We start from the raw sequence: 13,803 nt of genomic DNA, 5'->3' as shown, positions 1-13,803 counted from the left end.
TCATGGACAAGGAAAAGGTCATTGAAATCTTGAGAGACAACAGGCGGTTGCTCGCCCGGTTTCACGTGCGCTCCTTGTCGGTTTTCGGGTCGGTGGTGCGGGGAGAGGCCGGTCCGGACAGCGATATTGATATTCTGGTCGAATTCGAGCCCGGCGCGGCTGTTGGTTTATTTGAATTCATACGGCTGAAACGCGAATTGGCTGATCTGCTCGGGACGGAAGTGGACTTGGGAACGCCTGACGCCCTCCACCCCGCCCTCAAGGAAGCCATCCTCAAGGAGATGCAATAAGGGATGTCAACCCTGAAGCGACATCACCTGTGTGGGCTGACTCCTGTGCTGGCGAATGCCCGCGCCTGCGAGCCGCCGGCCCATCGCGGCACGGATCGTCTCGTCGTGCTCGCCCGCGTCAAGGGTGCGCTCGCTGCGCTCGCCGGCTTTGCCGCCCTTGACACGATCTGTGCGCGACGAGCCGCCATTAGCGCGGGCGATGGGCATACGGGTGCCTCCAGCGGGGGCTCCGGGCTCCAGGTTGCCTCGCGACTGATAGGGTGCTATCCTAGAAAAGCGGGCGGTCCGGGACCTCGAGTACGCCTGCGGGCCTTTACGGCGCGTCAGGATTTCTCCAATGGGGCATGGAGCGCCCGCAACCTGTTTCTACGCGGCCTTGACCATGGCGGCGGCTTTGCGCATGCCGCGCATCGCCTTGTCGGCCGACCACGGCTCGTTGCGTACCAGCAATGTGAACACCAGCTCCGCCAGCTTGCGTGCGATGGCACCCCCGGCGGCCTTCTTGGTCTTGCCGCGGGCCCGCAACCGCTCGTAGAGGCTTCCGATGACCGGGTTGTCCTGCCGGGCGGCCGCCGAGACCACCAGCAGCGTCATCTTCAGCATCCGGTTGCCCTTGTACGTCATGCGATAGCGGCGCTTCGCCTCGCCGCTCTAGTAGCCCACGAAGTCGCTCTTCGTCTCAAAGCGTGCGATGTCGCCCACCTCGGCGAGAATCGCCGCCGCCGACACCGCGCCGATCCCCGGGATGGACGTCAGCACCTGGTCGGGAAAGACCCGCTCGAGCAGTTCGGAAATGGCACCATCAATCTCCACGAGCAGGGCATCCAGGTCGAGAATCCGCCGCGCCGTCATCTCCACGAGCATACGCGTGACCTTGGCAAGCTCAGCACAGGGTGCCTCTGCCGCCAGGGCGTGGAGCTTTTCAGCGAAGGCCGTGCCCACGCGGTGCCTGGGGCCGTAGCGCATCGCGGCCAGATCCTCGACGCTGCGCTCGATCAACAGGTGCGGCGAGCCAAACTCGGCAAGCACGACCGGCAGGCGCTTGGAAAACGTCTGGATGCCCAGCACCTTCCGGTAGCCCGGCAGGTGGTAGCGCAGCAGCTTGTGGAGCCGGTTCTTGTGGTCGGTGCGCTCTTCGACGAGACGACGCCGCGTCCGCGTGGCCTCCTTGAGCTCCTCGAACAGCTCGGGCTGGACGGCCTGCGCCCTGGGCTGCATCCGCAGCAGGAACAGCGCGATGAGATGACTGTCCAGGCGGTCGGTCTTGGCGTCCTTGAGCAGTGCCGTGCCGAAGTGTTTGACCGCCCGCGGGTTCAGCACGTGCACCTCGACCTGCCGCCGCTTCTCGCCACGCAGGGCCTGCTCCAAGCGCTTGTGCATGTTCGAGGTGGACTCCATACCGCAGACCACCTGCGCCTTCGGGCCGACCAGAGCACTGGCCGACACGATGGCAGCCCGCAGCTCTGTCCAGCCCTGCTGATCGTTCACGTAGGTCGAAGGTTGGCGCACTGTGCGCCCCTCACGGTCGACAAAGGAGGCGTCGATCTTCGCGTTCGATACGTCCAGACCCACGCACAGTTTGTCTCCATTCATCGCATACCTCCATGTGCAAACTGTTACCACCTGCGAGGGAAATCCTCCAACGCGCCGGCCCCGCTTCGCCTCCTGAATTGCGCGGTCGTGCCGCAGGTTGCAATCAAAGCTCCGGGCCGGGCACCGAGGGGTCAGTCTCCTTGTCGCGCTCATAGCGCACGGACCATGACGACCTGGTCCCCGACGCCGTGGCCCGGACAACTTAACCAACCGCAAACCGCCTGGTCCACACGTCCGGGCGACCCACACTACTTATAGGAGGCGGGACCATGGACAAGGAAAAGGTCATTGATATCCTGAGAGACAACAGACAATTGCTCGCCCGATTTCATGTGCGCTCCTTGTCGGTTTTCGGTTCAGTGGTGCGGGGTGAGGCCGGGCCGGACAGCGATGTCGACATACTGGTGGAGTTCGATCCGGACGCCCATGTCGGTTTGTTTGAGTTCGCCAGGTTGCAGCGTTGTCTTCAGGAAATCCTCGGCAGGAAGGTCGACCTAGCAACACCGAAAGCGCTTCACAAGGCCTTGAAAAAAGACATTCTGGAGGAAGCGATTCATGCCTTCTAGAGATTGGAGACTCCGCATTCAAGACATCCTCGAGTCGATCGCTGATGTTCAAAGCTATGTGACGGGGATGACCTTCGAGGATTTCGTGCGAGACCGACGGACCGTCGACGCCGTGGTCCGCCGCTTCACGATTATCGGGGAAGCGGCAAATCATGTGCCTGAGGAAATCTGCACACGCAACCCTGGAATTCCGTGGGCGGACATGCGGGCCATGCGCAATTTCGTTGTTCATGAGTATTTCGGTGTGGATGAGAAGACCCTTTGGGACACGATTTTTGAAGACCTTCCAGGTATTATTGGACCGCTTCAGCGCCTCCTTGGTCAGGAGAACGATTGACCATGGCTTTCGACAAGGACACCCGAAATCTACTGGCCAAGACCGTCGCAGCCTGCCGGCGTCGGCTGGCCGGGGACGTCACCGACCAGCTCGGCGGCGTTTTCGGACTGTACCCCGACGGTACGGTGCTCCCGCTTGAAAAGCTGACGCACCTCTCGCCCGATCAGCACGCGGCGGCCCGCCGTCTGCGCGATCTTCTCGATCACTACACTGCCGGCGCGGCGGGGAAGGATTCTGACCGCCGCAAGGCCGCCTATGAGCGGATGGTCCTGGAGATCTCCTTCACCGCCCTCAACCGGTTGGCGGCCCTGCGTCTGTGCGAGGAGCGGGGGCTGGTCGTCGAATGTGTCCGCAAAGGAACGGGTTCGGCCGGTTTCCAGATGTTCGAGCGCATCTCCGGCGGCGCGCTCGGCGGGCGCTACGACACCTACCGCGTTTTCCTGGAGTGCCTTTTCGACGAACTCGCCCTCGACTTGGGCGTTTTATTCGACCGGATGACGCCCCAGTCGGCGGTGTTCCCCTCGGAGCGCTGCATGGAAGACGTCCTCGCCGAGCTCAACAAGACGGAACTGACGCACCTCTGGACCGAGGACGAGACCATCGGCTGGGTCTACCAATATTTCAACCCGCCCGAAGAACGCAAAGCCATGCGGGATGCGTCCCAGGCTCCGCGCAACAGCCGGGAGCTGGCGGTCCGCAACCAGTTCTTCACGCCGCGGTACGTCGTGGAGTTCCTCACCGACAACACATTGGGGCGCATCTGGTACGAGATGCGCAAGGGTGACACGGTCCTCAAGGAGGAGTGCCGCTATCTCGTGCGGAGACCGAACGAGGTATTCCTCGGCCCGGGAGAAAAGTCTCCCGCCGGTAAGGATGACGAAACCGATCTTTCCCAAGAGGAACTGTTCAAGCGTCCGGTATACATCGAGCACCGACCGAAGAAAGACCCGCGCGACCTGCGTGTTCTCGACCCTGCCTGCGGCTCAGGCCACTTCCTGCTGTACGCATTCGACCTGCTGGAACGGATTTACGAAGAAGCCTGGGAGGAACAGTATGCAGTATGCAGTAGGCTGAAGGCAGAAGGAGATAACGATGAGTGGGAAGAACTATCGGGATCTGGTCGCCTGGCAGAAAGCGATGGATCTGGTGGAGATGATTTACGAGGTGACCAAGAGGTTCCCGAAGGAAGAATTGTATGGGATCACATCGCAAATCCGCAGGGCGGCTGTCTCGATACCATCGAACATAGCGGAGGGGCAAGGGAGGACATCAAACAAGGAGTTTCAGAACTTTCTGTCGATAGCCCACGGCTCGCTGAGGGAAGTCGAAACGCAGATATTGATCGTTCAAAGACTGGGGTATCTGCCGTACAAGGAAGTGCAAGCGATCTTGGGCTTGGCGGGCGAAACGGGACGATTGATCAACGGGCTCTTGAACTCGCTCTCAAAGAGATAGGCTACGACTACTCCGATTCTGCCTACCGCCCTCTGCCTACTGCCTACCCATCGAGGGACGCTTTCTTGAAAGCAGTCCCGAAGATGATCGTCGAGCACAACCTGCACGGCATCGACATCGACCCGCGCGCGGTGCAGATCGCCGCGCTGGCGCTCTGGCTGCGGGCGCAGAAGACCTGGAAGAACCTCGGCCTCAAGGCGCAGGAACGGCCGCGCATCGCCAGGTCGAACATCGTCACCGCCGAGCCGATGCCCGGCGAAGAAGACATGCGCCGCGAGTTCACCGCCGGCCTCAAACCCCGGGTGCTGGGGCAGATCGTGGATGAGGTGTTCGAGAAGATGAAGGTCGCGGGCGAGGCGGGCTCGCTCCTCAAGATCGAAGAGGAAATCAAGGACGCCGTGGCCGCGGCCAAAAAGCAGTGGGAGGAAAGCCCGAAACAAGAACAACTGCTTCTCTTCCCGGAAAACGCCCCACGGCGTGACCCCGCTCGATACGATTTCTCCGATCTCAAACAGCCACGGAGAAGCGTAAACCAATCGACCGCCGCTTCACTGCCTACTGCCTACCGCCTACTGCCTACTGACTTCTGGGAGCAGGCGGAGGACCGCATTCTGGATGCCCTGAAGGACTATGCTGAAAAGGCGGAAAACGGCCTGGCGGTCCGCCGCAGGCTGTTCGCGGAAGATGCGGCCCGCGGGTTCGCTTTCATCGACCTCTGCCGCAAGCGCTACGACGTGGTGCTGATGAATCCTCCGTTCGGCGAGGCATCACATCCAAGCAAGGGCTATATTGATGGACGATACGGACGCAGTTCCGGCGATGTATTTCAGGCATTCGTTGAGGCAATGCTCGCCCTGCTGCAGATACAGGGGCGAGTCGGAATCCTCAGCGCCCGCACAGGATTCTTCCTTGGCAACAGTGAAGATTGGCGTCGGGATGTTGTCTTTCAGAATCGGTTGGCGTGCTTTGTTGACCTCGGTCTCGGAGTCCTTGATTCGGCGCTGGTGGAGGTGGCTGCCTACGTCATAGAACGCGGCGAACCTGATTCAAGAAAGATATTCGTCAACCGGCAACTATCGACTCGCGACAAAGAGCCGGGGCTCTTTGATTCAATTCGGCTGTTAGAAACCGGACTGAATGCTGACACCTTCTTTGTTGAGCAAGGGATCATCTCGAAAGTACCAGGATGCGTCTTCGCCTATTGGGCACCCGCACGGCTGCTACGTCGTTACAGCACAGCAGACCTGTTTGGGACAGCCGTGGCACGAGTTCGGCAAGGTTTGGCAAGCGGAGACGATTTCAGGTTTGCAAGATTAGGTTGGGAGGTTTCAATTTCCCAGATAGGGCGTCAACGCCGATGGCAGCGATTCTCCAAAGGGGGCGAATACTCCCCTTACTTCGATGACATTCATCTCCTTGTTGACTGGATTAATGATGGACGCCAATTGGCGTGCTATTCCGGGTCACGATTTCAAAACACCTCTTTTTATTTCCTACCGGGTGCGACTTACACAGTTAGAACAGCAAGCGCTTTTGCCTCTAAAGTGCTTCCGGCTGACTGCGTCTTTAGTCACAACGCCCAGAGTTGGTTCCTCGACTCGAACGACCGTTGCTTGTTGTCGATAGCCTTTCTGTCTTGCAGGGTTCCCCAGGCTTTCTTGGAATTAGCCGTCGGAGCGGGCGACATCGCGACCGCCGGAAGCGCGGCCAGAAGATACACAACCGCTGTTGTGGAGAGCGTACCTGCGGAGCCGATCGAACGACTTGACACCGCGCGTAATCGAGAACTCACCCGCCTGCTGATTGCGAACCGAATTGAAGAATTCGAACGCCTTGAAACAAGTTGCCTGTTTGGTCGGTTCGCCACGGTCGCAGGGAGAGGAGGAATTAAAGATTCGGCGTTTTGTGCCACATCGGAAATCCTCGACGGAATCCTCCATGGCTTGGAATGGTCGAAGGAGCTTGATGATGCCGTCTCAACCGCCTTTTCGCTGGTTGATGAAGAAGCGGCTTTCGTTGAATCCGAAGTAGGGCCTCATCCATGTTCTTACACCAAGGACCCGGAACCAAATGAGGTTTCCCGCCTCCTTAACTGCTCTGTGGAAGAACTGATGAGGGTGGCCGTCGATAGTCAAGGTTCCAAACGCTGGTTCACGAAAAAGAGCTACTTCGTTGACAGGCGGATCGAGATAACCAGCCACATTCTGGAGGCATCTCCGAAGAGTATTGTAGAGACCGCTAAGAAGCTTGGGATCGTTCTTGATCTGAAGGGGTATGCCGAATCGGTCCTCTCGGAGTGTATCGGCATCCTTATGGGCCGCTGGGACGTCCGCATCGCCATAGACCAATCGCTTGCGCCGAAACTCCCTGACCCTTTCGACCCGTTACCGGTCTGTCCGCCGGGGATGCTGGTCGGCCCGGACGGCCTGCCCGCCGAACCGAACCGCATCGTCAGCGAGGAGTGGCTCCGCGCCCGACCGGACGCGAACACCCTGCCGCCGGACGGCTCGGTCAAGAACCCGACCATCCCTGATTCCGAGTACCCGCTCCGGGTCTCCTGGGACGGCGTCCTGGTGGACGACCCCGGTTTCAACGGCGACCGGCCGCACCGGGACGACATCGTCCGCCGTGTGCGCGAGGTCTTCGACCTGCTCTGGAAGGACAAATCCCACGAGATCGAACAGGAAGCCTGCGACATCCTCGGTGTCCCCGACCTGCGGGATTACTTCCGCCGGCCTGCGGGCTTCTTCCAGGACCACCTGAAGCGCTACTCCAAAAGCCGGCGCAAGGCCCCGATCTATTGGCCGCTTTCCACCGCTTCGGGATCGTACACCATCTGGCTCTACTACCACCGCTTGAACGACCAGACGCTCTACATGGTCGTCAACAAGTATATGGAACCCAAGATTTCGGAAGTGGAACGCGGGATCGCTCAGATTGAAAACGAGCTGAAAGCCGCCTCCGGCCGAGAGGCCACCCGTTTGACCGACCGGCTGAACGAGGCCCGCGCGTTCCTCGGCGAGCTGCGGGACCTGCGCGAGGAATTGCTCCGCATCGCCGCGCTGCCCTACAAGCCGGACCTCAACGACGGCGTGATCATCAACGCCGCGCCGCTGCATAGGCTTTTCCGCCTGCGCTCATGGGCCAAGGACACGGAAGATTGTTGGAAAAAGCTCGCCGAGGGTGATTACGACTGGGCGCACCTGGCATACACGATATGGTCCGACCGCGTCCGGGAAGTCTGCAAACGCGACCGCTCCATCGCCATCGCCCACGGGCTTGAGGACCTCTGCGAGGTCGAAGCCCCGGAATCCAAGAAGAAAGGCGGCCGCCGAAAGAAGAAACTTCATTCAGAAGGAGAATGATATGAACAACAGAATCCCCGTAAGGCTCAAGAAAGAGCCTCTGCTTGAAGCGATATGGGAAATCCGCTTCCCCGGCGCTAAATCCCCGGTGGCCGACTTGCTTCCGGGAATGCTTTTCAAAACGTTTCCCGGCAAATACGATACGGCTTCCAAGTTACCCGTTGCGGACATACCGGCCCCTATCATCGAGCATGACCCGAACTTACGGTATGTTCCGAAAATTCGACTTGAAGGCTCCAATCAGATCGTCCAGATCGGTGATCGCGTCGTCTCATTGAGCTGTCGCCGGCCTTATTCCGGATGGTCGAAGTTTTCCGCCGATATACGCGAACTCGCCAAAGCGGTTCAGGAAACAGGGTTGGTCGACCGGTTGGAAAGATTCTCTCTCAAATACATAGACCTGATTGAGTTGGAAAAACCCGTCGGTCTTGCCCATCTGAATCTTGATCTAAGAATGGGGAAATACGAGTTGGCCGCAAAACCTGTTCAACTGAGAACGGAAATCAAGGAGGGCGATTTGGTTCATATTGTCCAAATCATCTCGCCTGCGGAAGTAGGTCTACCGGGAATGGAAGGTCGGCTTAAAGGCGTTCTCGTAGACATTGACAGCATCAAGCCCATGGCGGACGGTGAGTCATGGGATGTCCTTGATCAAAGACTTGATGAAGTTCATGCCTCATGCAAGAAAATGTTTTTCAATATCTTAAAACCGGAAACGATTGAAGCTTTGGAACCGGAATACGAAGGGTGAGCATATGACTGGAACAATGGCTTTGACGAACGAGATTTCAGGTCGCATGACCGGAAGCAGTCTGTTTCCGTTTTCTTGGGAGGACTGGCTGGGTGTTGCGAATAGGAGTCGTGAAGGCACTCCCAGGGAGCCTGCCGTTCCTAATATGGTTTTCATTATGCCGGTTGAAAAGAAAATAAGCACCTGTCAGTCGACGAAGGTCTCTTTATCCGAGTGGGAGCTGGTATTCACGCCAAGGACGGACTTAGGCAAGAGACTTTATGCTTTGCGCACTAAAGCCGTGGTTTCAGGAATAAGACTGCTTTCCGAAGAAGAGGTGCTCGATGAAGTCAAACGACGCCGGGGAGAATTAGAAGAAGATGAAAAGGACCTATATTGACGCAAACGTCCTTATCGCCGCATTTCGAGGAGAGGAACAGGTTGCTCAAAGAGCCCTGCGGGTGCTGGATGACCCAGGGAGGAAGTTGGTGGTGAGCGATTATCTGCGCCTCGAGGTCCTGCCGAAACCGACATTCCACAAACGGCAGGAAGAAGTTGAGTTCATGCAGACGGTCTTTGACGGAGCCGCAGAGAATCTGGAAACCTCTTCTGATCTGACCAGCCGTGCGCTCGCTATGGCTTCGAAATATGACATGACTCCGATTGACGCTCTACACATCGGGGCCGCCGCGGTCGCCGGTGTGGACGAATTCGTCACGATGGAAAAACCGACGAAGCCGATGTGCAAGGTTGAAGAAGTCAAGGTGGTTTCAATTCATTCTGAAGCCGAGGCCGCCCGATGAAGTTCACCTCGTTCCTGCACAAGAAGATTGTCGATCTGTTGGGCGACCGCCGCATCGTGGTCTGGTACGACGCCGAAGGGGACTTCAAGTCCTTCGCCGCGGAGTTCAACGCGCCGAACTGCGAGGTGTTGTCCGCCGAAGCCTCCGTCCTTAAGACCCGCCGCCGGGCCGACGAGATTTACCGGCTGATGAACGAATCCGAGAACCCGGCCGAACGGGACCGTTGCCTGCTCATCTACATACCGCGCCGCCGGGGCGCGGGCGAGGAAGAGAAAATGCGGGACCCCTTCGAGGTCTACGCCATGGCGGGCGCTCCCTTCGGCGACGCCGAAGACCAGAAGATCGAATCGCTCGCCCGCCAGGCCATGCCGGACAAGGCCGACGAGATCACAAGGCTTTTCCGCGAGGGAAAACCGGACATCGCACTTCTGGACGGTTTGGAAAAGACGCAGCGTTGGCCGCTGCTTAACGACGTTTTCCGGACGGAAACCCCTGCGGAAATCATCGCCGCGGCCCTCTGCGACACGGCCAAAGCAAAGGAAGCCGCCGCCAAGCCGGGCTGCGTCGATGAGCTGCTGCGGTTGCTTGACGCAGCCGTCGGGTTCAAACCCACCGGCGGCGGCCGCGATTGGAGTGTGCTGAGGCCGAAAGCCGCCGAATATATCTTCTTCAGCGAGTTCGTGTTCGATCTCCCGGAAAGCGTTCCCGACGCCTTGAGCGCCGTGCCGCGCGCCGGCGTCGAAGCCAAGCCCGTGGTCTTTGCGGCCTGCGACAGGATGCGCAGCGACACGGGTCTGCGTGAAACCTATGTCGAGCTGGCGCAGGGGATCGAAAGCGGACTCCGCCTTCCGAACCTCATGCCGAAGGATTTCGACCCCGGCGGACGCGACACCTTCCCCTTCGAGGAACGGCGTCTGCTCGGCCGTGCGGTCGAGCTTGTCGTCGCCGGGAACATTGAGGCCGCGCGAACCGTGATCGAGAAAGGGAAAGGTTCCATCTGGCGGCACGACCCGCAGAGGTCGCCGGCTTGGACGGCGCTTGAAAGGGCGGCCGCAATGATCGAATCCGCCGCCGCGGTTTCGGGAGGCTTGACCGGGAAAGAGAACCTCACGACTCTGATGAGCGCTTACACCGAAGGCGGTTGGTCGGACCTCGACCGGGCGTCGCGCCTGTTTGAAACAGCCTTCACCGCCTGCACCGACGATGACGTCATCGCCCCGGTCGTCGACCTCTGTCGCCGCCGCTACCGCGAAGCCGTCACGGCCTTGCAGGATGCTTTCCTCGCGGCGGTTCAAGCGGAGGGCTGGCCGCCGGACGGAGCGTCGAGGCAGACCCGTATTTTCGACGAACATGTGGCCCCGTTGCTGGAACGCCGCGAGAAAACCGCGTTCTTCATGGTGGATTCCCTCCGCTACGAAATGGGCCGCGATTTGGGCGAGGCCTTGGCGGGAACGGGCGAAGTCCACGTCAGCCACGCCGCGGGGGTTGTCCCGACGGTGACCGGCTGCGGCATGGCGGCGCTCATGCCGGGTGCGGACGGAATGCTCCGGCTTGTCGAGAAAGACGGGGGCCTTGTCCCGGCCCTCGGAACCCGCCTGCTGAAGACATCGGCGGACCGTATGAAGCTGTTGGCCGACACTTACGGCGACCGGTTTTTCGAGACCACCTTGGACGACCTGCTCGGCTCGCCGAAAAAGGCCGCCGCCAACCTGAAGAAAGCGGAGCTCTTTGTGGTGCGGACCCAGGACCCGGACACGGTGGCCGAGAACCTCGGTGCCTGGCGCGCCCGGCGCTACCTCTCAGACGTGATCGGGGATATCGCAGCCGCGGTCCGGTGGGCGGTTTCCCAGGGGGTCGACCGTGTGGTGATCAGCGCCGACCACGGCCACATGATGCTGCCGGAAATCCCGGCGGGCGATGTGGTCCAACCTCCGCCCGGCGGCTGGTTGGAGAACAAGCGTCGCTGCCTCTTGGGTTCGGGGCTTTCCCGTGCGGCGGGGACCATCACCCTGAAGGCGGCCCATGTCGGGATCCAAGGCGATGTGCAGGAAATCTGTCTGCCCGTCGGGTTCCGTGTTTTTTCGGAGGGCGACGGCTACTTCCACGGCGGATTGAGCCTGCAGGAAGCAGTCGTGCCGGTGGTCGTGTTCCGGGCCGGAGGGGAGAAACCGGTCTCCGCCGGAAAGCCGGAGATCGAGATTCGCTACCGTTCGGACAAGTTCACCAGCCGGGTCATCGGTTTGACCGTGGTGTATGTGGTCAAGCAGATGTCGATTCACGGGTATCTTCCGATTCGTGTGCGCATCGAGGCCTATGACGGTTCGGGTGCGAAGGCCAAGGCGGTCGGCGAAGCCGCCGACTGCGAGGCACGGGACGAAAAGACCCGTGAAGTGACCCTGGAGGCGGGCCGGGAAACACCCGTTCCTGTGTTGATCGACCCGGATTTCGACGGGGCGGAGATTGAAATCCGGGTGATCGACCCGCAGACGCGCCTGGTGTGGGCGAAGCGGAAGTTGAAAAACGCGATTCTTGATTGAGAGGGCGGCGGGCGCAAGGGAATGGGCGGGTTGCGTCCGGTCGGTGCTCAGTCTGAACAGCGCTTGTCACCGGCCGGTCGCCGTCGGGAGGAAATATGGACCAGGACGATCTGGACAAGAAAGCAACGGTCGTGTTCGCCGGGAAAGTGGTGCGCAAGGACCTTCTGCATCAGATCAAAGGCGGCGAGAACGTTCCGTCCTATGTGCTCGAGTACCTCTTGGGCAAATACTGCGCCTCGGACGACGACGAGGAAATCCGCATCGGCGTGGACGCCGTCAAAGAAACTTTGACGACGAATTACTTCCGGCATGATGAGGCGAACAAGGCCCAGTCCATGGTCGAGCGGAAAGGCAGGCATCGGTTCATCGACCGCGTCGAAGTCCGATTCCTCCCGAGCGAAAACAAGTACTGGGCGTCCATGGACCATTTCGGATACGCCAAGATCCACATCCCCGAGGAATTCCATCGACGGTACGAGCGGCTGCTTGAGGGCGGCATCTGGGCCGTTATCGACCTGGAATTCAGGGTGTCCGAAGAGGGAAAAAGAGACAGTCCTTTCCACATCGTCGATTTGAAGCCCATCCAGCTCGCCCGCTTCGATCTGGAGGAGTATTTGGAGGGGCGGAGCAGAATGACAAGGGACGAGTGGATGAATCTCCTTCTTCGGAGCGTCGGGTTGGAGCCCCTGCGCATGGAGCGCCGGCTGAAACTTCTCCTGCTCACCCGCTTCATCCCGTTTGTGGAGAAAAACTACAACTTCATCGAGCTCGGGCCGCGCGGCACAGGAAAATCCTACGCCTTCAGCGAGATGTCTCCCTACTGCATGCTGCTCTCCGGTGGCAAGGCGAGCACGGCAAACCTGTTCTACAACAACGCGCGGAGACAGGTCGGGCTCGTGGGGCATTGGGACGTCGTGGCCTTCGACGAAGTCGGCGGTATGAAAATCACCGATCCCGACGTTGTTCAAATCATGAAGGATTACATGGCCAACGGCCGTTTCAGCCGCGGGATCACCCAGGTGCTGGCGGACGCTTCCTTGGTGTTCATCGGCAACCTCAACCAACCTGTGGAGAGTCTGGTCCAGAACTCGGCCACGGACCTTTTCCAGCCCTTACCGAAGGAGTTCGATCTGGCCCTGCTCGACCGGATGCACTTCTACCTGCCCGGCTGGGAAGTTCCGAAGAATTCGAAAGACATGCTCACGTTTCACTACGGTTTCGTCACCGATTATCTGGCCGAAGCGTTCCGGGCGCTCAGAAAACAAAACCGCTTCGACGAGGCCGAGCGGGTCTTCCGTTTCGGATCGCACGTTGAAGGCAGGGACGCAACGGCAGCCAAAAAGACGGTGAGCGGCCTTCTCAAAATCCTCCACCCGGGCGGAGGCTGGACGAAGGAGGAACTCACGGAGTACGTCGAGCTGGCCTTGGAGGGACGCCGCCGGGTCAAGGAACAGCTCAAGAAACGCGGTTCGTTCGAATTCTACAAGACAAGTTTCTCTTACATCGATCTTGAGGACGACACCGAACGGTCCGTGGGCGTCCCCGAGCAAGGGGGTGCCGGCGTCATTTCGCAGGACCCTTTGCCTCCCGGAACGGTTTACACGGCCGCGGTGGATTCCGAAGCCAAGGTCGCTTTGTTCAGGCTCGAGGTCACATTGACGGCGGGTACGGGCAAGCTCCGGACCCCGACGGGCCTCGAGAAATCACTGAAAGAATCCCTCAACCGGGCTTTCAGTTATCTGCAGAGCGTCAAGGACAAGCTCGGGCTCACACAGGTGCTGGCGCAGAAAGACATCTATGCCGAAGCCGTGGACCTGTCCGGCGGCCGCATCGACTGTCCCTGCGGTGTGGCGTTTTTCGCCGCCATGATCTCCGCGATCCGCAACCGACAAGTGCAGGCCGGCACGGTCATCCTCGGCGACCTGACCATCCAGGGGAACATCAAGGGACCGGCTTCCATCGCCGAACCCCTGCAACTGGCGCTTGAATCAGGGGCTCTTCGCGCCCTGGTCCCCGTTTCCAACAAAACGCAGTTCGCCGGGCTGCCGGAGGATGTGATCGAACGCCTGGACGTGGTGTTCTACGGCGATGTAGACCGGGCCGTGCTCAAGACGTTGGAGATGTAAA

At 59.8% G+C, this 13,803-nt stretch carries 12 protein-coding genes; 9 read left to right on the top strand and 3 right to left on the bottom strand.

Annotation, left to right across the window (positions count from 1 at the left end; translation table 11 throughout):
- The first annotated feature begins 2 nt into the window (after positions 1-2).
- Positions 3-290: a nucleotidyltransferase family protein gene (locus ACZ5K9_RS09530; RefSeq protein WP_464271106.1), complete on the top strand. Its 288-nt coding sequence runs from the start codon at positions 3-5 to the stop codon at positions 288-290.
- Between the two features lie 6 nt (positions 291-296).
- Here the strand turns inward: ACZ5K9_RS09530 and ACZ5K9_RS09525 are convergent, their stop codons facing one another.
- From ACZ5K9_RS09525 to ACZ5K9_RS09515, 3 genes are all read right to left on the bottom strand, one after another.
- A complete protein-coding gene (locus ACZ5K9_RS09525) occupies positions 297-497 on the bottom strand; it encodes a hypothetical protein (protein ID WP_464271105.1) in 201 nt (66 codons plus the stop codon).
- A 159-nt stretch (positions 498-656) separates the two neighbouring features.
- Positions 657-893 (bottom strand): hypothetical protein, encoded by a 237-nt coding sequence (locus tag ACZ5K9_RS09520; protein ID WP_464271104.1) that lies wholly within the window; start codon positions 891-893, stop codon positions 657-659.
- 48 nt (positions 894-941) lie between these two features.
- Positions 942-1,883, bottom strand: a complete 942-nt coding sequence (locus ACZ5K9_RS09515; RefSeq protein ID WP_464271103.1) for an IS110 family RNA-guided transposase — start codon at positions 1,881-1,883, stop codon at positions 942-944.
- Between the two features lie 269 nt (positions 1,884-2,152).
- Between ACZ5K9_RS09515 and ACZ5K9_RS09510 the strand changes: the two genes are divergently transcribed.
- The 8 genes from ACZ5K9_RS09510 (at position 2,153) to brxL (ending at position 13,802) form a co-directional block, all read left to right on the top strand.
- The gene (locus ACZ5K9_RS09510) at positions 2,153-2,449 is read left to right on the top strand and encodes a nucleotidyltransferase family protein (RefSeq protein ID WP_464271102.1); all 297 of its coding nucleotides are present in this window, start codon (positions 2,153-2,155) and stop codon (positions 2,447-2,449) included.
- Positions 2,439-2,786: a HepT-like ribonuclease domain-containing protein gene (locus tag ACZ5K9_RS09505; RefSeq protein ID WP_464271101.1), complete on the top strand. Its 348-nt coding sequence runs from the start codon at positions 2,439-2,441 to the stop codon at positions 2,784-2,786. The genes ACZ5K9_RS09510 and ACZ5K9_RS09505 overlap by 11 nt, the downstream gene beginning before the upstream one ends.
- Positions 2,787-2,788: 2 nt before the next feature.
- Positions 2,789-7,606, top strand: coding sequence for a BREX-1 system adenine-specific DNA-methyltransferase PglX (pglX, locus tag ACZ5K9_RS09500; RefSeq protein ID WP_464271100.1), 4,818 nt, complete (start codon positions 2,789-2,791; stop codon positions 7,604-7,606).
- A gap of 1 nt (position 7,607) precedes the next feature.
- Complete coding sequence (locus ACZ5K9_RS09495; protein WP_464271099.1) at positions 7,608-8,357, top strand: TIGR04255 family protein; 750 nt, start codon at positions 7,608-7,610, stop codon at positions 8,355-8,357.
- Positions 8,358-8,361: 4 nt separating this feature from the next.
- Entirely contained in the window at positions 8,362-8,736 is a 375-nt protein-coding gene (locus tag ACZ5K9_RS09490; RefSeq protein WP_464271098.1) for a hypothetical protein, read from the top strand.
- Positions 8,717-9,139: a type II toxin-antitoxin system VapC family toxin gene (locus ACZ5K9_RS09485; protein ID WP_464271097.1), complete on the top strand. Its 423-nt coding sequence runs from the start codon at positions 8,717-8,719 to the stop codon at positions 9,137-9,139. Before ACZ5K9_RS09490 ends, ACZ5K9_RS09485 begins: the two co-directional genes overlap by 20 nt.
- A complete protein-coding gene (locus tag ACZ5K9_RS09480; protein WP_464271096.1) occupies positions 9,136-11,676 on the top strand; it encodes a PglZ domain-containing protein in 2,541 nt (846 codons plus the stop codon). Before ACZ5K9_RS09485 ends, ACZ5K9_RS09480 begins: the two co-directional genes overlap by 4 nt.
- A 95-nt stretch (positions 11,677-11,771) precedes the next feature.
- Positions 11,772-13,802 carry a protease Lon-related BREX system protein BrxL gene (gene brxL / locus ACZ5K9_RS09475; RefSeq protein ID WP_464271095.1) on the top strand — a complete coding sequence of 677 codons (2,031 nt, stop codon included), beginning with the start codon at positions 11,772-11,774 and terminating at the stop codon, positions 13,800-13,802.
- Position 13,803: the final 1 nt, after the last annotated feature.

Source organism: Desulfosoma profundi (assembly GCF_055387865.1).
The sequence above is the reverse complement of the archived record's forward strand: the minus strand, read 5'-3'. Positions and strand labels throughout refer to the sequence as shown.